This window comes from Agromyces molybdatiresistens (assembly GCF_052748445.2).
The window spans coordinates 196,611-216,361 of record NZ_CM188258.1 but is presented as its reverse complement, the minus strand read 5'-3'; the positions used below and the strand labels follow the sequence as shown (position 1 = coordinate 216,361).

Sequence of the window (19,751 nt, the reverse complement as noted above, 5' to 3'; positions counted from 1 at the left end):
ACACTCGCCCCATGGACAACCTCGACCGGGCGATCCTCGACCTGCTCCGCCAGAACTCGCGGGCCGGGTACGGCGATATCGGGTCCTCCGTCGGGCTGTCCGCGTCGGCGGTGAAGCGGCGCGTCGACAAGCTGGTCGCCGACGGCGTCATCAAGGCGTTCACCATCCAGGTCGACCCGGCCGTCGACGGCATGAGCACCGAAGCGTACGTCGAGCTGTTCTGCCGCGGCACCGTCGCGCCCGACGAACTGCAGCGCATCCTCCAGAACGTTCCCGAGGTCGTCTACGCGGGCACGGTCACGGGCAGCGCCGACGCGATCGTGCACATGCGCGCCCGCGACATCACCTCGCTCGAGGACGCGCTCGAGCGCGTGCGCATCGCCCCGAACGTCGACCACACGCGGAGCGCGATCGTGCTCTCGCGCCTGGTCAACCGCAACCGCGACTGATCACCACCGACCACGGAGTCCACATGCGATTCACCGTCGACGACGACGCGCACACTCCCCCGTACGAGCAGCTCCGCATGCAGGTCGTCGACGCCGTGCGCGACGGACGCCTCGCAGCAGGGTCGAAGCTGCCGACCGTCCGCGCCCTCGCGGAGGAGCTCGGGCTCGCGGCGAACACCGTCGCACGCGCCTACAAGGAGCTCGAGGCCGACCGCGTCGTCGAGGGTCGCGGCCGCGCGGGCACCTTCGTCTGCGCAGCGGGCGATCCCGTCGAGCAGGCGCTGCAGTCCGCGGCATCCGCCTTCGCCGACAGCGCCGAACGCCTGGGCGTGACGACGGATGCCGCGTTGGCCGCCGCCGAACGCGCGCTCCGCGCCCGCCGCTGACGGTCTCGCGGCTGGCTGGCTCGGCGTCCCGCGCCATCCCATCGGAGTGCGATTTCTGCGATGGAGTGCCGACGAGGGCGCACTCCATCGCAGAAATCGCACTCGATCGGGGTCGGCGCGGGGGGGGGCGCCGGCGCGCCTCGCGGGGGCGGAGTCAGCTCGCCGCGGCCTCCGGCTGCGCCGGGATCGGCTCCTTCGGCAGGCGCCGCACCTTCTGCCGCCGGCGGCGCCGCTCGGGGATCATCGAGCGCATCTCCTCGAGCTTGCCGAAGCAGAGCAGGCGATCCTCGGCCTCGAGCACGACGCCCTTGCGGGGGTTCGGGATGACGGTCGTGCCGCGGTGCAGCGTCAGCACCGTGATGTCTCGCTCCCAGAGGCCCGACTCGCCGAGCGACTTGCCGACGAGGTCGGCCGCACCGTGCACGAGGAGCTCGGCGACGCCGTACCCGGTCGAGACGGTGAGCCGCTGGCGCACGTCGATCTCGGGGAAGGCGACCTGGTTGCCGATGTAGTCGATGATGGCGCCCGCGACATCCAGCTTCGTCGCGGACTCGATGCCCTGCAGGCCGGGCGAGGAGTTGACCTCCATCACGAGCGGGCCCTCGTTCGCCTCGAGCATGTCGACGCCCGCGACCTTGAGGCCCATGATCTGCGCCGACCTCACCGCGGCCTGCTCGTACTCGGGCGTGAGCTCGACGGGCTCGACGCTGCCGCCGCGGTGCACGTTGGAGCGGAACTCGTCGCCGCTCGCGACCCGGCGCATGGCGGCGACGACGCGGTCGCCGACGACGAGGGCACGGATGTCGCGACCGCGACTCTCGGCGATGAACTTCTGGATCAGCACGTTCTGCTTCGTCGAGTGCAGGGTCTCGATGATCGCCTCGGCGACCTTGATCGTCGGCGCCAGGATGACGCCGATGCCCTGCGTGCCCTCGAGCAGCTTGATCACGACGGGCGCACCGCCGACCGACTCGATCGCGGGGCGCAGGTCGGCGCGGTTCCGCACGAACGTCGTGGCCGGCAGCGCGATGTTGTGGCGCGAGAGGATCTGGTTCGCGCGGAGCTTGTCGCGCGCGTTCGTGATGCCGTTGGCGGTGTTCGGCGTGTAGACGTCCATCTGCTCGAACTGCCGCACGACGGCCGTGCCGAAGTACGTGATCGAGTTGCCGATGCGCGGCAGGATGGCGTCGTAGTCCGACAGCGGACGACCGCGGTACTGCAGGTCGGGCTCGGGGCCCGAGAGGTCGATGCCGAAGCGGAGGGTGTTGAGGACCTTGACCTGGTGTCCGCGCTGCTGCGCTGCAGCACGGAGACGCTGGGTCGAGTACGCCTGCGGCGCGCGCGACAGGATCGCGAGTTTCATTCGGGAGTCCCTGCGAAGATGATCGGGTGACGGATGTCTCCACCCATTCAAACACCATCGCCGGATGGCGCGAATGGGTGCGCCTGCCCCAGGCCGACGTCGAGTGGCTGAAGGCGAAGCTCGACACCGGAGCCCGCTCGTCGGCGCTGCACGCGTTCGACCTCGAGGAGTTCGAGCGCGACGGCGTCGCGTGGGTGCGGTTCGGCATCCACCCGTGGCAGGACACCGATGCGGATGCCGCGACGGTCGAGCTTCCCGTGCACGATCGCAGGGTCATCCGCAGCTCGACCGGTCACACGCAGGAGCGCCTCGTCGTGCTCATGGAGATCGTGCTCCACGACCGACCGGTCACGGCCGAGGTCACGCTCACGAACCGCGACGAGATGGGCTTCCGCATGCTCATCGGGCGCGAGGCGCTGCGCAACGGGTTCCTCGTCGATGCGGGCCGCTCGTTCGTCGGCGGGCGCGCGCCCCGCGTCATCCGTCGCCGCAACCGCGGCCGCGCCTGACCCGACCCGTCCGCTCGAGCTTCGCCTCCCGAGGTGCGGCTCGAGTTCGCAGGACCAGACGCGCGATGGCGCCGTAGCACCACGCGTCAGTCGTGTCATCCTGCGAATTCGCACCGCTCCACGGTCGGCGACGACCTTCGCCTTGGCTCACGCAGGGCCGTCGGGCACGGATGCCGCGGCTCACGCCGTCGCGAGGTCCGCCTCCAGCCGCGCGACGTCCTCCGCACGGCACAGCTCCGTCGCCGGCAGCATCGCCGTCGCGCTGCCGGCCGCGACCGCGGTGCGGAACGCCTCCGCGATCGTCCGGCCCTGCGCGAGCCGCAGCACGAGCGCCCCGAGGAACGCGTCGCCCGCCCCGACCGCGCTCGAGACCTGCACGGCCGGCGTCGGCAGACGCAGCACCTCATCGGCCGTCACGAGGATCGCCCCGTGCCCGCCGAGCGTGAGCGCGACGACCTCGCTGCGCCCGGCGGCGACGAGCGACCGCGCGGCCTCCACCATCGCCGGCTCGTCGAGCTCGGCAGGCGCGCCGACCAGTTCGGCGAGCTCGTCTCGGCTCGGCTTGATCAGGAACACGCCCGCCTCGAGCGCGGCCGCGAGCGCCCGCCCCGAGGCATCCACCACCAGGCGCACGTCGTGATGCGCGGAGATCTCGGCGAGCATCCCGTAGAAGCCGGCCGGCACGCCGGGGGGCAGGCTGCCGCTCGCGACGAGGAACCCGCCGACGGGCAGCTCGTCGGCGACGACCGAGAGGCACGCACGCCACTCGGGCTCGCGGATCGTCGGGCCCTGCAGCACGAACCGGAACTGGTCGCCGGTCGACAGCTCGTCGACGGTGAAGCTCTCGCGCGTGTTGCCGCCGATCGTGATGACGCGGGCGACGAGGCCGGCCTGCTCGATGAACCCGCGGTACGCCTGGCCCGTCGGGCCGCCGAGCGGATAGACGGCGATCGAGCTGCCGCCGAGGTTCCGGATGGCGCGGCTCACGTTGACGCCGCCGCCGCCCGGGTCGAACCGGCTCGGCCCGCACCGCAGCTTGTGCTCGGGCACGACGCGCTCGGCCGTGCTCGACACGTCGAGCGCAGGGTTCATGGTCAACGTCACGATGGGTGCGTGCACGGCCATGGCCCGAGCCTAGGGCGCACGATCGGCTCGGTGCGGGACGAACGGCCGCCGCCATCGCGTGGGGCGGCGAGTCCGCGGCATCCGCTCAGTAGTCCACGGGGTCGCGCGAGATCGGGCAGGTCATGCAGTGCCCGCCCCCGCGCCCTCGGCCGAGTTCGGCGCCGACGATCTCGATGACCTCGACCCCCGCGCCGCGCAGCAGTGCGTTCGTATACGTGTTGCGGTCGTAGGTGAACACCACGCCCGGTTCGACCGCGACCGCGTTGTTGCCGCTGTCCCACTGCTGGCGCTCCCCCGCGTACCAGCCGCCGCCCGGCTCGACCGCGCGGAGCTTCGCGAGTCCGAGCGACTCGGCGACCACCTCGATGAACGATCCGCGCTCCTCGGTGACCTCGACGCCGCCGTCGTCGGCCGGCCGCAGCGAGAACGTGTGGATCCCGTCGACGATGTCCGGGTAGTAGGTCACGAGGTCGCGGTCGGCGAACGTGAAGACCGTGTCGAGGTGCATGGCGGCGCGCAGCTTCGGCATGCCCGCGACGACGACGCGCTCCGCTGCGCCCTCCTCGAACAGCCGCGAGGCGACCGCCGTGATCGCCTGGCGCGAGGTGCGCTCGCTCATGCCGATGAGCACCACCCCGTTCCCGACGGGCATGACGTCGCCGCCCTCGAGCGTCGCGCGGCCCCAGTCCTGTTCGGGGTCGCCCCACCACACGGTGCTGCCCGTGTAGTCCGGATGGAACTCGTAGATCGCCTTCATCAGCATCGTCTCGGCGTGCCGCGCCGGCCAGAAGAGCGGGTTGAGCGTCAGGCCGCCGTAGATCCAGCACGTGGTGTCGCGCGTGTAGATCGTGTTGGGCAGCGGCGGCATCAGGTACTCGGTCATCCCCGCCGCCTCGCGGACCAGGGCGACCTCGGGTGGGCGGAACTCCGCCGGCAGGTCGCGCGTGGAGAGACCGCCGATGAGGTACTCGGTGAGCGTCGGATGGTCGAGCGAGTCGAGGAACGCGCGCGTGTCGGCGACGAGGCCGGATCCGACCTCGTTCGCGACGATCTTGCGGTCGAGCAGCCAGTCGCGCGCGCCGGGCACCGCGAGGGTCTCGGCGAGCAGGTCGTGGAGTTCGACCACCTCGACGCCGCGGTCGCCCAGGTGCTGCACGAAGTCGGCGTGGTCGCGCCTGGCGTTCTGCACCCACAGCACGTCGTCGAACAGGAGTGCGTCGCTGTTGCTCGGCGTGAGCCGTTCGTGCCCGAGCCCGGGCCGGCAGACCAGCACCTTCCGGAGCCGGCCGACCTCGGAGTGGACCCCGTACGAATGGTCCGACATGGCGTGCTCCCTTCTGCGCCGCGGCGCGAGGACGGTCAGAGCTGGACGACCCCGGTGACGAGCAGGACGATTCCGATCACGGCGAACGCGACGATCGCGATGAAGACCACGAGCCCGGCGGGCGTGAAGACCCTCGCCTGCTGCTGGCGCCGGGCGACGACGTAGAGGGCCGTGGCGGGGGCGAGCAGGATGGACGCGAGGAACAGGAAGACGTAGCCCGCCGCCCAGATCAGGAACAGCGTGTAGGCCGTCGAGATCGCCGCGATCACGAGCTCGCGCGTGCGACGGGCCGTCGTGGCATCCGCGTAGCCGTCTCGCTGCACGGCGATCTTCACGGCGTACGCGCTCGCCAGCGCGTACGGAGCGAGCGAGAGCGCGGCGGTGAGGTCGAGGGTGAAGTCGAGCGCGTCGTCCACGAACTGCACGAGGAAGAGGATGGCGGTGACGAGGATCGAGGTCCACAGCACCGCGTGCTCGGGCACCTCCCGGGCGTTCAGGCGGGCGAAGTAGCGCGGCAGGTCCCGGTCCTTCGCGGCCGCGAAGACGACGTCGGCGGCGAGCAACTGCCACGCCAGGTAGGCGCCGAGCACCGAGATGATGAGCCCGACCCGGATGAACGCGCCGCCCCACGGCCCGACCGCGGCCTCGAGGACGCCGCCGGCAGAGGGTTGCGGGAGGGCGGCGATCTCGGCCTGCGGCAGGATCCCGTACGACAGGATCGACACCGACGCGAAGAGCGCGAGCACCGACAGGAAGCCCAGCACGGTCGCCCGGCCGACGTCCGAGCGCTTCCTCGCATAGCGCGAGTACACGCTCGCCCCCTCGATGCCGAGGAACACGAACACCGTGATGAGCATGGTGCCCTGCACCTGCGCGAACAGCGTCTCGTAGGCCGCCGGGCCGTCGTCGCCGGAGAGGTTGCCGACGAAGACGTCCCAGTCGAAGAAGAAGGCCACGAGCACCAGGAAGAGGGCGAGCGGCACGAGCTTGGCGACCGTGACGATGAAGTTCACGGCGGCGGCCTCGCGCACGCCCCGCCGGATCAGCAGGTACACGCCCCATACCGCGGCCACCGACACGAAGAAGGCCGGCCAGGTGTCGCCCTGCCCGAGCACCGGCTCGAGGTCGGGGAAGAGCTGCGAGAGCGTCGTCATGATGAGCACCCAGTAGAAGGCGTTGCCCGCGCACGCCGACGCCCAGTAGCCCACCGCCGAGAGGAAGCCGGGATAGACCCCGAAGCCCGCGCGTGCATAGACGTAGACCCCGTTGTCGAGCTTCGGCTTGCGCATCGCGAGCGTCTGGAACACGAGCGCGAGCGTCAGCATGCCGAGACCGGCGATCGACCAGGCGATCAGGGCTCCGTACACGCCCGTCTGCGCCGCGAACCGGGCAGGGAGCTGGAACACGCCCGCCCCGACCATCGAGCCGACGACCATCGCGGTGAGCGCGGGAAAACTGAGCTTCGACGTCGCCCGCGGCTCGGTCGTCGATGTCATCAGTGCCCCCTCGCCGTTCGATCCGCCCCCGTGCGGATGGTTCAGGACGCGGCCTCGCAACCTGGTCCGTGTCTAGCGCAGCCTCGGCGAGCGCACAAGGGCGAGCGGATGGCGCGGGCGGCACCGGGGGCACGCCGAACGGGGCGGCCGCTCGCGCGACCGCCCCGTGACATCCGTCGACGCCGCTAGATCACGTCGTCGGAGATCGTCGTCGGGTTGCCGAATCGGTGGTTCGTGATCGAGATCGCCTGCTCGTGCAGGAACGGCAGGAGCTCGACGCGGCCCGACGGGGTGACCGGGTGCGACCACACCGCGAGGTCGGGCGTGCCGCCCGTGGCCTCGGCGAGCGCCGTCGCCGACCCGCCGACGAGTCGCACGCGGCCCGTGATCTCGCCCTTGCCGGCGCGCGTGATCCAGCCGGCGTCGCCCTCGCGGACCACGCGGATGTCGCGCGACGCGAGCAGCGCGCGCACGCCCTTCGGCAACTCGTGCGCGGTCGAGATCGACAGCGGGGACTTCGCCAGCAGGCCCGCGGCGATGACGCGGAGGCCGTCGGCGAGCGTGGCGTCCTCGCTCACGCGGACCGTGACCGGGAGCGGCAGGTAGCGGAACAGGTTCCGCTCGACGCCGAGGCCCGAGACATCCTTCACGGTGGCGTACTCGTCGGCCCAGGCGACCGCGTCGGAGAGCGCGGAACGGCGGAGCACCTCGTACGCCTCGTACTCGAGCGACGGCTGCGACGCCTCGATGAGGTCGGTCACGCGCTGCTCGAGGCCGCGCAGGTGGAGCGACCGGCTGGGCTCGTCGTGCACGGGCTGCCAGTCGCCGAGGCCGAACAGGTAGTTCGGTCCGCCGGCCTTGGCGCCCGCTCCGACCGACGAGCGCTTCCAGCCGCCGAACGGCTGGCGCTGGACGATCGCGCCCGTGATGCCGCGGTTGACGTACAGGTTGCCGGCCTCGACGGTCGCGAGCCAGGTCGCGAGCTCGTCGGAGTCGAGCGAGTGCAGGCCGGCGGTCAGGCCGAAGTCGACCGCGTTCTGGAACCGGATCGCCTCGTCGAGGTCCTTCGCGTGCATGATGCCGAGCACCGGGCCGAAGAACTCGGTGAGGTGGAAGTACGAGCCGGGCTTGACGTTCGCGCGGATGCCGGGCGACCACAGGCGGCCGGTGCCGTCGAGCTGCCGCGGCTCGACGAGCCACTCCTCATCGGCGCCGAGCGTGGTGAGCGCGTGCAGCAGCTTGCCGTTCGCGGGCTCCACGATCGGGCCCATCTGGCTCTGCGGGTGCTCGGGCCAGCCGACGCGGAGGCTCGTCGCGGCGTCGACCAGCTGGCGACGGAACCGCTCGGACTTCGCGACCGAGCCGACGAGGATGACCAGCGAGGCCGCCGAGCACTTCTGGCCCGCGTGGCCGAAGGCGCTCTTCACGACGTCGGATGCCGCGAGGTCGAGGTCGGCGGACGGAGTCACGATGATCGCGTTCTTGCCGCTGGTCTCGGCGAGCAGCGGCAGGTCGCGACGGAAGGAGCGGAACAGCTCGGCCGTCTCGTAGGCGCCCGTGAGGATGACGCGGTCGACCTTCTCGTCGGAGACGAGCGTGGTGCCGAGGTCGCGCGAGCCGAGGTCGACGAGCGCGAGCAGGTCCTTCGGGATGCCGGCCTCCCACAGCGCCTCGACCATGATCGCGCCGGAGCGCTGCGAGAGCTTCGCGGGCTTGATGATCACGCCCGAGCCCGCGGCGAGCGCGGCGAGCACGCCGCCCGCGGGGATCGCGACCGGGAAGTTCCACGGCGGGGTCACGACGGTGAGCTTCGAGGGCACGAAGCGGGCGCCCTGCACACGGTCGAGCTCCCGGGCGCGCTCGGCGTAGTAGTGCGCGAAGTCGATCGCCTCGCTGATCTCCGGGTCCGCCTCGGCGATCGTCTTGCCGGTCTCGGCGGCCATGACCTCGATGAGGCGGTCGCGGTTCGCGGCGAGTGCGAGGCCCGCGCGGTGCAGCACCGCGGCCCGCTCGTCGCCCGGCAGGGCGCCCCAGGCGGCGCCGTTCGCGGCAACCGTCGTCATGAGCTGCTCGAGCTCCTCGACGGTCTCGATGCGGTTCGCCTGCAGGGTGTCGATGCCGAGCGTCGAGGTCGGGACGCGCTCGAGGATGCGGCGGCCCCAGTCGCGGTTCGCGGCGAGCGCGGGGTCGGTGTCGGGCTCGTTGCGGAAGCCCGGCGTGACGCCGGGGCCGGTGAGGGTGGCCGCGGCGGCCGCGGCGTCCGCCAGATCACCGTCGAGCCCCGACCCGCGCGTGATGCCGAGGACGACGCTCGTGAGCGAGCCCTCGTGCTCCTCACCCGGAGCGGGCGCGCCGACGACGGTGCCGGCGAGCTCGGCGACCTCCTTCTCGTCCCACTCGGTGCGGCGGTTCTGCGTGCGGTTCGGGGACGGCGCCGGGCCGTCGAGGTCCTCGCCCTCGAGTGCGGCGAGCGAGCGGAGGTAGCGGTCGCGCTCGCGCTCGAACAGCGCGCGGTTCTCGTTCAGCTCGAACACGGCCGACATGAAGTTGTCCTGGCTCGCGTTCTCCTCGAGGCGGCGGATCAGGTACGCGATCGCGACGTCGAACTCGCTCGGGTTCACGACCGGCGTGTACAGCAGCAGGCGTCCGACGTCGCCGCGCACGGCCGCGGCCTGGCCGGTCGCCATGCCGAGCAGCATCTCGAACTCGACGCCATCGCCGACTCCGCGTTCCTTCGCCGTGAGGTAGGCGTGGGCGACGTCGAAGAGGTTGTGGCCCGCGACGCCGAGCTTCACGGCGTCGATGCGCTCGGGCGTCATCGACCAGTGCAGCACGCGCTTGTAGTTCGTGTCGGAGTCCTGCTTGGTCGAGTAGGTCGCGAGCGGCCAGTCGTGGACGTGCGCGTCGACGGTCTCCATCGCGAGGTTCGCACCCTTGACGACGCGCACCTTGATGGGGGCGCCGCCCGCCGCGCGGCGCGCCTGCGCCCACTCGGTGAGGTCCTGCATGGCGCCGAGCGCGTCGGGCAGGTAGGTCTGGAGCACGATGCCGGCCTCGAGGGCGCGCAGCTGCGGCTGGTCGAGGAGTCGCTTGAAGACCGCGATCGTGAGGTCGAGGTCGCGGTACTCCTCCATGTCGAGGTTGATGAACTTGGACGTGCCGGCGGCCGAGCCCTCGGCCGCGAGCTCGTAGAGCGGCGTGAGCTTGGCCACGACCTTCTCGACGGCCTCGTCGAACGACCACATCGAGAGCTGGCTCACGACGCTCGAGACCTTGATCGAGACGTAGTCGACGTCGTCGCGCGCGAGGAAGTCGTAGGTGCCCTTCAGGCGGCGGTCGGCCTCGTGCTCGCCGAGCACGGCCTCGCCGAGGAGGTTCAGGTTCAGGCGGTTGCCCGACTCGCGGAGCTTCGCGATGGCGGGGCCGAGCTTGGCCGGCGTGGCGTCGAGCACGAGGTGCCCGACCATGGCGCGGAGCACCCGGCGGGCGATCGGGATGACGATCCACGGGAACGCGGGCGCCATCGCCCCGCCCAGCCGGATCGCGGCCTTCAGGTATGCCGGCAGGAACTTCGGGGTCAGCTTCGCGACCTCGGCGAGGTTGCGACCGGCGACGCCCAGGTCCTCCGGGCGCATGACGCCGTCGACGAAGCCCACGGTGAAGGCGAGGCCGTTCTCGTCCTTCAGCACGCCCGCGAGGCGCTGCGCGGCGGGGTCGACGGGGTGGTTGGCGCTCTCGGCGAGCCAGCGCTCGACGAGGGCGACGACGTGGTCGGTGTCGGGGACGACGTCCGTGAGGAGCTTCGAAGTGGTCACGACTGCGGTGTCCTTAGGTCTCGGAGGGCGCACGGGATGGTGCACGCCCGGCACTTCCAGTGTGCGACTCCTGTTCCATTCAGTACAGCGAATGAATCCGATGCATACTGTTCATGTTTCCCGAATGTCGGAGGCGGCCGCCGCCGCCGCGCCGCATCGGGCCCGAAGCCGGGGCGGATGCCTCGTGAGGAGGTCGTGCGCATGCTCGACGTCCGCCGACTGCGCCTCCTCGTCGAGCTCAGCCGGCGCGGCACCCTCACCGCCGTCGCCGAGGCGCTCTCGTACAGCCCGTCGTCGGTATCGCAGCAGCTCAGCCAGCTCGAGAAGGAGGCCGGCGTGCCGCTCCTCGTCCAGGTCGGCCGGCGCGTGCAGCTCACGCCCCAGGCCGAACTGCTCGTCGGCCACGCGCAGGCCGTGCTCGAACGACTCGAAGAGGCCGAGGCGGATGTCGCGCGCTCGCTCACCACGGTCGGCGGCACGGTGCGCATCGCCGTGTTCCAGTCCGCGGCGCACGCCGTCGTCCCCCAGGCGCTCACGCTGCTCGCCGCCGAGCACCCGTCGCTGCGCGTCGAGGTCACCGAGCGCGAGCCCGAGCTCGCGCTGTTCGACGTCGCCGCACGTGACTTCGACCTCGTCGTGGCCGAGCAGTATCCGGGCTACACGCGTCCGCTGCATCCGGAACTCGACCGGGTGCCCCTCGCACGCGACGCCATCCGGCTCGCCCTGCCGCCGCACCCGGCCGCCCGTCGGCGCGGGCTGCGCCGACCCGACCCGGTCGCCGCCGCGCTCCCGAAGGACGCGCCGACCGAGCTGCTGCGGTCGGTCGCCGACGACGGGCTCGCCGCGGCCGCCGACATGCCGTGGGTCATGGAGCCGCGCGGCACGGCCTCCCGGGAGTGGGCCGAGCAGCTCTGCCGCCGCGCCGGATTCGAGCCCGACGTGCGCTTCGAGACCGCCGACCTCATGGCGCACATCCGCCTGATCCGCTCGGGCAATGCCGTCGGGCTCCTCCCCGATCTCGTGTGGGCCGGCGAGGCGCCGAGCGTGCAGCTCGCGTCGCTCCCCGACGACCCCTTCCGCGAGGTGTTCTCCTCGACGCGACGCGCCTCGGCCCGGCGCCCCGCCGTGGTGGCGGCGCGCGACGCCCTCGCCCGCGCCGCCGCCCGCAGCGCTCCGCCTCCCACGCACGACTGACCCCCCGCCGCCGCCCAGCGGCATCCGCCCGCCCCACCTCATGCGTGAAGATCCGGCCGACGGCACTCGACGCACGCCCATCGGCCGGATCTTCGTGCGGCGGGGGTGCGGGCAGGGCTACGCTGCGAGCATGACCAGCAGGCAGAGGCTCGTCATCGGCATGGGGGTGCTGGCGGCCGCGCTCGCGTTCAGCGGGTGCAGCGGCGAAGCCGGCGAGGACACCGGGGGCGACATCGATCCGACGGGGACGTGGGGCGATTCGTCGGCGGAGGGCTCGCCGTTCCTCACGCTCGAGGAGGGCGGCGACTTCACCGGCAGCGACGGCTGCAACACGCTGAACGGCACGTGGTCGGTCGATGAGGCCGACCAGGTGGAGTTCGAGAACGTGGCGTCCACGAAGATGGCGTGCGAGGACGTCGACGACTGGCTCGCGGGCATGAGCGTCGCGGATGTCGCGGACGACACCATGACGGTGCTCGGTGAGGACGGCTCCCCCATCGGCACGCTCGAGCGCTCAGGCTGACACGTCAGGCCGTCCCGTCGCCGTGCATCCACGGCGTGTGGCTGACCCCCACGAGCAGCCCCTCGGGGCTCATCAGCCGTGAGGTCGTCTGCCCCCACGGCTCGTCGTGCGCCTCGACGAGGATCTCCAGGCCCTTCGCGCGCAGTTCCTCGACGGCGGGCGCGACCGCCTCGGGCGAGGCGACGTCGAACTCGATCCACGCCTGCGGCACGGGCCGGTCGGAGGGCCATTCCGTCGTGCCGAAGGTCGCCTCGGCGGCCTGGTCGAGCGGCCAGATCGCGAACGCCTTCGCTCCCTCGACCTCCTCGGTGTGGAAGTAGCGGGGCGCGTTCTCGTGGAACGGGATGCCGAGTGCACCCGCCCAGAAGTCGTGCGATGCGGAGTCGATGGTGCCGATCGGGCCGAACCCGGCGATGAAGGCGATGTCCATGCCCCCATTCGACCGCGGTCCGCCGACACGCGCCACCCCTCCTGCCCAGACTGCAAGCCCGCGGTCCAGTTCCGCGGATACACGATCCGGCACGCCGCTCGATCCGCCCGTGGCGCGGGGTTGCGGATCGGATATGCGCAGGAGTGAGCCCGCGGTGGTGGCAGGCCGCTCAGGCGGCGGCCGCGGCGCGGAACCGCTCGGCCTGCGCCGCGAGGAAGGCCAGCAGTTCGGGCGGCCCGTCGACGCGGCATCCGACGCCCTCGGGCACCCAGAGCAGCGCCGCCGCGACCCCCGCGACCGACTCCCCCTCGATCGGCCAGACGGTGCCCGATCCGTCGGGAGCCGGGACCGCGTCGCGCGCCCACCAGCCGAGCCGCTCGCGGAACTCCTCGACGGGCATCGCCACCCGCACCGACGCGCGCACCGCCTGGTCGCGCCAGCGCACCGCGCGCTGCACGCGCTCGAGCGCCTCGTCGTCGGTGAGCGGATGCGGCGCGAAGCGCACGCGCGTCTGGAACACGTCGTCGATCCGGTCGAGCCGGAAGGTCCGCCAGTCGTCGCGGTCGCGGTCCCACGCGAGCAGGTACCAGCGCCGGCCGAGCGGCACGAGCCGGTGCGGCTCGATCGAGCGCGTGCTCGCCGCGCCCGCGGCATCCGTGTACTTCATCCTGATCCGCTCGGCGTCGCGGCAGCAGAGCGCCAGCAGTCCCAGGAGTTCGCTGTCCACGGATGGCGCGGGGCGCGCCTGCGACCCGGGCCCGAGCGCTCCCGTCGGCGCCGCCACGGCCTGCAGCGCCTCGATCCGCCGGCGCAGCGCCGGCGGCAGCACCTGTTCGATCTTCGCGAGCGCGCTGAAGGTGGTGTGCTCGGCGCCGCGCAGCCCGGCGGCCGCCTGCGAGCGCAGGCCCACGGCGATCGCGACGCCCTCGTCGTCGGTCAGGAGCAGGGGCGGCAGCCCCGTGCCGGCGGCGAGTCGGTAGCCGCCCGCGACGCCCCGGGTCGACTCGATCGCGTATCCGAGCTCGCGCAGCCGCTCGACGTCGCGGCGCAGCGTGCGCTCGCTCACGTCGAGGCGGTCGACGAGTTCGCGCGCGGTCCAGTGCCGGTGGCTCTGGAGGAGCGAGAGCAGGTCGAGCGTGCGGGAGGTGGTCGCGGCCATGTGTCCAGTATTCTCCGATTCCGGTCGGAAACTGACCGGATGGCGCGGGACGCTGGCCTCATGGACAACGAACCGAACCTCATGATCTGTGCGCGGGGGCTCACCCGGACCTTCCGCACGAAGGGACAGCCCGTCGAGGCCGTGACGGACCTCGACCTCGAGGTCGCGCGCGGCGAGCTCGTCGCGTTCCTCGGCCCGAACGGCGCCGGCAAGTCGACCACGCTCCGCATGCTCACCACGCTGCTGCCGCCCACGTCGGGCGACGCGGTGGTCGCGGGATGCGACATCCGCCGCGACCCCGGCGGCGTGCGACGCCGCATCGGCTACGTCGGGCAGGGCACCAGCGGCGGCCACACGCAGCGCGTCCGCGACGAGCTGCACGCGCAGGGCGCGTTCTCCGGGATGTCGCGGCGCGACACCCGCGCACGGGCCGCCGAGCTCATCGAGTCGCTCGAGCTCGGCCCGGTCGCCGATCGCCAGGTGCAGTCGCTCTCCGGCGGGCAGAAGCGGCGCCTCGACATCGCGCTCGGACTCATCCACCGTCCGACGCTGCTGTTCCTCGACGAGCCGTCGACGGGCCTCGACCCCCACAGCCGCGCGAACCTCTGGGAGCACATCGTCGACCTCCGGCGAACGACCGGCACGACGATCTTCCTCACCACGCACTACCTCGACGAGGCCGACCAGCTCGCCGAGCGCGTGATGGTCATGGACCACGGGCGCGTCATCGCCGACGACACCCCGTCGGCACTCAAGCACGGGCTCGCGGGCGACCGGGTCACGCTCACGTTCGGGTCGGCGACGGATGCCGCGGCCGCCGCCGCACGCCTCGACGGCGAGCACGACGGCGTGAGCGTCGGCGTCCCCGCGTCCGACGGCGACCTCGCGCTGCCGCGCTGGATCCGCGAACTCGACGCCGCCGGGATCCCGGTCGTCGCCGCGACGCACCGGGCGCCGACGCTCGACGACGTCTTCCTCGCGCTCACGGGCCGCAGCCTCCGCGAGGAGGGCGCGGCCGCCGCCTGACCGACCCACCCGCCGGTCGAGGAGGACGCGAAGCGCCCGCACCGAGACCACCAGCAGACACAGGAGCACCCCATGAACACCCTCACCACGTCCACCGCCGCCCCAGTGCAGGACGCCGACCCCGCGGCATCCGCCCCTCGCCCCACCGGATTCGCCCACGACACCGCCGCCGTCTTCGTGCGCGAGTCGAGGCCGCTCGTCCGAGACCCGTTCAGCGTGATCTTCTCGCTCGTCCAGCCGCTCGTCTTCCTCGGCCTGTTCGGGCCGTTGCTCATCGGCGCGTCCGGCGGGGATGCCGCGGGCACGCTGCAGTGGTTCGTCCCCGGCATCCTCGTGATGGTCGCCCTGTTCGGCACGGCCTCGACGGGCGCGAACCTGCTCTTCGAGATGCAGACCGGCTCGCACGAGCGCACGCTCGTCGCGCCGATCTCGCGCGCGGCCCTGCTCGTCGGTCGCGCGCTGAAGGACGTCGTGCCGCTCGTCATCCAGGGCACGCTCGTCGTGCTCGTCGCGGTGCCGTTCGGATTCCGGCTCGACGTTCCGGGGCTCATCGCCGGCCTGGCCGTGCTGTCGGTGTTCGGCGTCGGGCTCGGCGCGCTGAGCTACACGCTGGCGCTCGCCTGCCGGAACCGGGACTGGATGTTCTGGATGGTGCACCAGACGCTGCTGTTCCCGCTCATGATCCTCTCGGGCATGCTGCTGCCGCTCGAGGACGGCCCGGCGTGGATGCAGGTCGCCGCCGCGGTGAACCCGCTCAGCTACCTCGTCGACGCCGAGCGGGCGCTGCTCGCGGGCGGGTTCGGCGACCCGGCGATCTTCGGCGGCGTCATCGCGGCGGCGGTCACGTGCGCCCTCGGCCTCGGCCTCGGCGTCCGCGCGATGCGTCGCGCGCGCTGAGCGCGGCGCACGACCGATGCGTCCGGTGGCCCCGGGCGCATCGGTCGACCGACTTCGACTCGTCTACGCTGCTGGGATGCCCACCGATGCGCACGCCGCCGACGCACCCCTGCCTGCCGACGCACCCGTCCCCGACGGGGAGCACGACCGCGACGTCGTCATCGTCGGCGGCGGCCACAACGGCCTGACCGCGGCCGCCTACCTCGCACGCGCCGGCAGGCGCGTGCTGCTGCTCGAGCGCGACGACCACCTCGGCGGCGCCGCGGTCTCGGCCGAGGCGTTCGACGGCGTCGATGCGCGGCTGAGTCGCTATTCGTACCTCGTGAGCCTGCTTCCGCGGCGGATCATCGACGACCTCGGGCTCGACATCCGACTCGTGCGGCGGCGCTTCTCCTCGTACACACCCGACCCCCGCGACCCGTCGCGCGGCCTGCTCGTCGACGTCGAAGCGGACGCCGAGGAAGCCCGCCGCGCGTTCGCCCGGGTCGGGGCGGAGGGCGACGCCGAGGCCTGGCAGGCGTTCTACGCCGACACCGCCCGCGTCGCCGAGGCGCTCTTCCCGACGCTCACCGAGCCGTTGCCGACCCGCGCCGACGCGCGGGCGCTCGTCGGCGACGACCGCGTCTGGAGCGGGTTCGTCGAGCGCCCGCTCGGCGAGACGATCGACGCACGGTTCGCCGACGACCTCGTGCGCGGCATCGTCGCGACCGACGGGCTCATCGGCACGTTCACCGACCTCGACGATCCGTCGCTCGACGCGAACCGCTGCTTCCTCTACCACGTGATCGGCGGCGGCACCGGCGACTGGGACGTGCCCGTCGGCGGCATGGGCGCCGTCTCCGGCGAACTCGCGCGGGCCGCGCGCGAGGCCGGCGCCGAGCTCCGAACCGGCGCGGAGGTCGTCGTGATCGACGGGGCGTCCGGCGCCGTGCACTGGCGCGAGGGCGGGGCCGAGCGGATGTCGCGTGCGCAGGTCGTGCTCGCCAACGTCGCGCCGGTCGTGCTCGACGGTCTGGTCGCGGCAGCCGCGGCGACCGGCACGCCGGACGCGACCGGCACGCCCGATGCGGCCGACGGGGCCGGCCCCGTGCCATCCGTCGCCCCTCGCGACGAAGCCGCCCCACTGCCCGGCTCCGACGAGGTCCCGCTGGGCGACGCCGACCGCCGCCGCCTCGCCCGAGCCGGCATGCCCGAGGGCGCCCAGGTGAAGGTCAACCTGCTGCTCACGCGCCTGCCGCGGCTGGCCGACGCGGAGGTCGCACCCGAGCAGGCGTTCGCCGGCACGTTCCATATCAACGAACTCGAGACCCAGCTCGAGTCCGCCCACCGCCAGGCGGCCGGCGGCGACCTGCCCGACCCGCTGCCGTGCGAGATCTACTGCCACACCCTGAGCGACCGCACGATCCTCGGGCCCGAGCTCGCGGCATCCGACGCCCAGACCCTCACGGTCTTCGGGCTGCACGTGCCCGACCGGCTCGTCGACGTGCACGGCAACGACGAGCTGCGCGAACGCCTGCGCGACGCCGTGCTCGCGTCGCTCGACTCGGTGCTCGCCGAGCCGATCGCCGACGTGATCGCGACGGACGCCGCCGGCCGCCCGTGCATCGAGGTGAAGACGACGCGCGACCTCGAGGAGGCGCTCAACATGCCCGGAGGCGACATCTTCCACGGGCCGCTGTCGTGGCCGTGGACCGAGCCCGGCGTCGAACCGGTCACGCCCGCGGAGCGCTGGGGCGTCGCGACCCGACACGCCCGGGTGCTGGTCTGCGGCTCGGGCGCGGTTCGCGGCGGCGCGGTCAGCGGCATCGGCGGACACAACGCGGCGATGGCCGTGCTCGAGGGCGAACTCCCCTGAGAACGACGGATGGCACGCGCCGGACCGGGCGTCAGAAGACGAAGAGCTGCCCGAGGATCATGATCGCGATCACGAACAGCGCGACGATCGCGCCGACGATGATCAGGGCGCGACCCGACATCTTCGCGACGCCGTAGCCGACGAGGATCGGCAGCGCGATCAGCAGCAGCGTGACGACCCACCAGAACGCCTGGTAGCCGCCCGCCGTCGCCTCCGAGAGGCGACCGCCGAACAGCTGCTGGGTCTGGGGGTTCGTGGCGAAGGCGAAGGCCGCGCTGAGCGGCACGGCGACCAGCGCGAGCACGATGATCCCGCTGAACCACCCCCACATGCCGCTGTGCCGTCCGGCGATGTGGAGCGACTGCTCGTCGTGCGTCTGCTGCGAGGTTCCCCGAGTGCTCATGCGCGCCACTCTAGCCCTCCCGGGGCGGCCGGATTAGCCTGAGGGCAGGACGACACGCATGGGGGCGACGATGACCATCACTCGAGCGACCGGCCACTACGTTCACAAGGGAGACGGGCTCTACCTCCAGTTCGATCGGCTGTTCCACGCCCCGATCGAGGATGTCTGGTACTCCCTCACCAACCCGACCGCGATGCTCGCGTGGATCGGCACCTACACGGGGAACCCCTCGACGGGCGCCGTCCGCTTCCGGATGTCGAGCGAGGACGCCGAGTGGCAGAACACGTCGATCCTCGAGTGCGATGCCCCGCACGGCTTCCACGCCGACATCGGCGAGGGCGAGGACGCGGTGCGCGTGTTCTGCCACCTTCGGGAGGCCGGGGGCATGACGACGCTCACGCTCGGGCAGCGGCTGCGCACTCCTGCCGACGCGACGTCGATCGGCCCCGGTTGGGACTACTTCCTCGACCGGCTGGCCGCGGCGCGCGCGGGGTCGGCGATGCCCGAGTGGAGCTCGTACGACCCGGGGCTCGTCGACACGTACCGCGCCCTGCACGTGCCGGCGGCCGCGCAGGCGCCGGATGCCGCGGGCGGCCGCTGAGCCGCGGCCGAACGGCAGTCCCGGCCGGGCACTCCCGCCCTGCGACGCGGCACCCCTAGACTGACGCGCGTGAAGCCCCTGGGACGGCGTGCGCGAGACCTCGAGACGATCCGGCAGCGAGAGGCGGGCGCTCCGCCCGCCTCCGGCGGCATGATGGCGAACCGGCCGTTCGTCTGGGCGCTCGTCGCCACGGCCGGCGTGCTCGTCACCCTCGCCCTGGCCGCCGCGCTGATCAACCTGTCGAGCGTGGTGTTCTCGGTGTTCGCGGCCGTCTTCGTCACCCTCGGGCTCGACCCGCTCGTGCGCTGGTTCGAGCGACGCGGCATGAAGCGCGGCTGGGCCATCCTCACCGTCATCATCCTGTTCGTGCTCGTCATCGGCGGCATGCTCTGGCTGGTGCTGCCGATCGTGATCAACCAGGCGGCGGAGTTCATCAGCTCGCTGCCGCAGCTCTACGCGAACCTGCAGGAGCAGGACTGGTTCCAGCAGCTCTCGGACGACTCCGACGGGGTGCTCGCGACCGCGTACGCCACGTTCGTCGACGTCATCACCGATCCCGCCACCTGGGCCACCGTCGGCGGCGGGGCGCTGAACGTCGGGTTCGCGATCATCGGCGGCATCTCGACGGCGTTCTTCATCTTCATCCTGACGATCTACTTCACAGCGACGCTCGATTCGTCGAAGGCGGCCATCTACACGCTGGTCGCGGCCTCGCACCGCGCACGCGTCGTCGACTACGCCGAGCGGATCATGCAGAACGTCGGCCGGTACCTCAGCGGCATGGTCGTGCTCGCGTTCTTCAACGCCGTCTACAGCCTGATCCTGCTGACGATCGCGGGGGTGCCCTTCGCGCTCGTGATCTCCGTCGCCGCGTTCTTCATCACGCTCATCCCGATGATCGGCACGGTGCTGACGACCGCGTTCATGACGGTGATCGCACTCTTCGTCTCACCGACGGCGGCGCTCGTCGTCCTCATCGGCATGCTCATCTACATGCAGGTCGAGGCGTACATCCTGACCCCGCGCGTGATGAACCGCGCGGTGCAGGTGCCGGGGTCGATCGTGCTCATCGCGGCACTCGCGGGCGGCACCCTCGCAGGGCTCCCCGGTGCGCTCGTCGCGATCCCGGTGGCCGCCGGCATCCTCCTCATCGTCAAGGAGGTCGTCGTGCCGTGGAAGGCGCGGATCTAGCGCTC

18 protein-coding genes are annotated in these 19,751 nt (G+C 72.2%); 10 read left to right on the top strand and 8 right to left on the bottom strand.

Going from position 1 to position 19,751, the window contains the following annotated elements; translation table 11 throughout:
* Window positions 1-11 precede the first annotated feature (11 nt).
* Window positions 12-449 carry an Lrp/AsnC family transcriptional regulator gene (locus ACULK2_RS01010; protein WP_401000123.1) on the top strand — a complete coding sequence of 146 codons (438 nt, stop codon included), beginning with the start codon at window positions 12-14 and terminating at the stop codon, window positions 447-449.
* A 23-nt stretch (window positions 450-472) separates the two neighbouring features.
* Window positions 473-835, top strand: a complete 363-nt coding sequence (locus ACULK2_RS01005; protein ID WP_445969709.1) for a GntR family transcriptional regulator — start codon at window positions 473-475, stop codon at window positions 833-835.
* A gap of 154 nt (window positions 836-989) precedes the next feature.
* Here the strand turns inward: ACULK2_RS01005 and rimK are convergent, their stop codons facing one another.
* A complete protein-coding gene (rimK, locus tag ACULK2_RS01000; RefSeq protein ID WP_445969708.1) occupies window positions 990-2,198 on the bottom strand; it encodes a 30S ribosomal protein S6--L-glutamate ligase in 1,209 nt (402 codons plus the stop codon).
* 26 nt (window positions 2,199-2,224) lie between these two features.
* Here rimK and ACULK2_RS00995 point away from each other — a divergent pair, with 26 nt between their 5' ends.
* The gene (locus ACULK2_RS00995; protein WP_445969707.1) at window positions 2,225-2,707 is read left to right on the top strand and encodes an ATP-dependent zinc protease family protein; all 483 of its coding nucleotides are present in this window, start codon (window positions 2,225-2,227) and stop codon (window positions 2,705-2,707) included.
* A 180-nt stretch (window positions 2,708-2,887) separates the two neighbouring features.
* Here the strand turns inward: ACULK2_RS00995 and ACULK2_RS00990 are convergent, their stop codons facing one another.
* The 4 genes from ACULK2_RS00990 to ACULK2_RS00975 form a co-directional block, all read right to left on the bottom strand.
* Complete coding sequence (locus ACULK2_RS00990) at window positions 2,888-3,832, bottom strand: 1-phosphofructokinase family hexose kinase (RefSeq protein ID WP_445969706.1); 945 nt, start codon at window positions 3,830-3,832, stop codon at window positions 2,888-2,890.
* An 85-nt stretch (window positions 3,833-3,917) separates the two neighbouring features.
* Entirely contained in the window at window positions 3,918-5,156 is a 1,239-nt protein-coding gene (locus tag ACULK2_RS00985) for an arginine deiminase (RefSeq protein ID WP_445969705.1), read from the bottom strand.
* Window positions 5,157-5,191: 35 nt separating this feature from the next.
* The gene (locus ACULK2_RS00980; protein ID WP_445969704.1) at window positions 5,192-6,652 is read right to left on the bottom strand and encodes a basic amino acid/polyamine antiporter; all 1,461 of its coding nucleotides are present in this window, start codon (window positions 6,650-6,652) and stop codon (window positions 5,192-5,194) included.
* Window positions 6,653-6,837: 185 nt separating this feature from the next.
* The gene (locus ACULK2_RS00975) at window positions 6,838-10,467 is read right to left on the bottom strand and encodes a bifunctional proline dehydrogenase/L-glutamate gamma-semialdehyde dehydrogenase (RefSeq protein WP_445969703.1); all 3,630 of its coding nucleotides are present in this window, start codon (window positions 10,465-10,467) and stop codon (window positions 6,838-6,840) included.
* Window positions 10,468-10,668: 201 nt separating this feature from the next.
* Here ACULK2_RS00975 and ACULK2_RS00970 point away from each other — a divergent pair, with 201 nt between their 5' ends.
* Window positions 10,669-11,661 (top strand): LysR family transcriptional regulator, encoded by a 993-nt coding sequence (locus ACULK2_RS00970; protein WP_445969702.1) that lies wholly within the window; start codon window positions 10,669-10,671, stop codon window positions 11,659-11,661.
* A 130-nt stretch (window positions 11,662-11,791) separates the two neighbouring features.
* Window positions 11,792-12,184, top strand: a complete 393-nt coding sequence (locus ACULK2_RS00965; RefSeq protein WP_445969701.1) for an META domain-containing protein — start codon at window positions 11,792-11,794, stop codon at window positions 12,182-12,184.
* A gap of 4 nt (window positions 12,185-12,188) precedes the next feature.
* Here ACULK2_RS00965 and ACULK2_RS00960 read toward each other — a convergent pair whose 3' ends face one another.
* Entirely contained in the window at window positions 12,189-12,614 is a 426-nt protein-coding gene (locus ACULK2_RS00960) for a VOC family protein (protein WP_445969700.1), read from the bottom strand.
* 169 nt (window positions 12,615-12,783) lie between these two features.
* Window positions 12,784-13,773, bottom strand: a complete 990-nt coding sequence (locus ACULK2_RS00955; RefSeq protein WP_445969699.1) for a helix-turn-helix transcriptional regulator — start codon at window positions 13,771-13,773, stop codon at window positions 12,784-12,786.
* A 60-nt stretch (window positions 13,774-13,833) separates the two neighbouring features.
* On the opposite strand from ACULK2_RS00955, the gene ACULK2_RS00950 reads away from it, so the two are divergent.
* The 3 genes from ACULK2_RS00950 (at window position 13,834) to ACULK2_RS00940 (ending at window position 17,551) form a co-directional block, all read left to right on the top strand.
* On the top strand, window positions 13,834-14,799 hold the full coding sequence (locus ACULK2_RS00950) for an ATP-binding cassette domain-containing protein (protein WP_445969698.1): 966 nt from the start codon (window positions 13,834-13,836) through the stop codon (window positions 14,797-14,799).
* Between the two features lie 72 nt (window positions 14,800-14,871).
* Window positions 14,872-15,696: an ABC transporter permease gene (locus ACULK2_RS00945; protein WP_445969697.1), complete on the top strand. Its 825-nt coding sequence runs from the start codon at window positions 14,872-14,874 to the stop codon at window positions 15,694-15,696.
* 16 nt (window positions 15,697-15,712) lie between these two features.
* On the top strand, window positions 15,713-17,551 hold the full coding sequence (locus ACULK2_RS00940; RefSeq protein WP_445969696.1) for a phytoene desaturase family protein: 1,839 nt from the start codon (window positions 15,713-15,715) through the stop codon (window positions 17,549-17,551).
* 31 nt (window positions 17,552-17,582) lie between these two features.
* Here ACULK2_RS00940 and ACULK2_RS00935 read toward each other — a convergent pair whose 3' ends face one another.
* On the bottom strand, window positions 17,583-17,954 hold the full coding sequence (locus tag ACULK2_RS00935) for a hypothetical protein (protein WP_445969695.1): 372 nt from the start codon (window positions 17,952-17,954) through the stop codon (window positions 17,583-17,585).
* A 70-nt stretch (window positions 17,955-18,024) separates the two neighbouring features.
* Here ACULK2_RS00935 and ACULK2_RS00930 point away from each other — a divergent pair, with 70 nt between their 5' ends.
* Together ACULK2_RS00930 and ACULK2_RS00925 are read left to right on the top strand one after the other, a co-directional pair.
* Window positions 18,025-18,555, top strand: a complete 531-nt coding sequence (locus ACULK2_RS00930; RefSeq protein WP_445969694.1) for an SRPBCC domain-containing protein — start codon at window positions 18,025-18,027, stop codon at window positions 18,553-18,555.
* 69 nt (window positions 18,556-18,624) lie between these two features.
* Window positions 18,625-19,746, top strand: a complete 1,122-nt coding sequence (locus ACULK2_RS00925; protein ID WP_445969693.1) for an AI-2E family transporter — start codon at window positions 18,625-18,627, stop codon at window positions 19,744-19,746.
* Window positions 19,747-19,751: the final 5 nt, after the last annotated feature.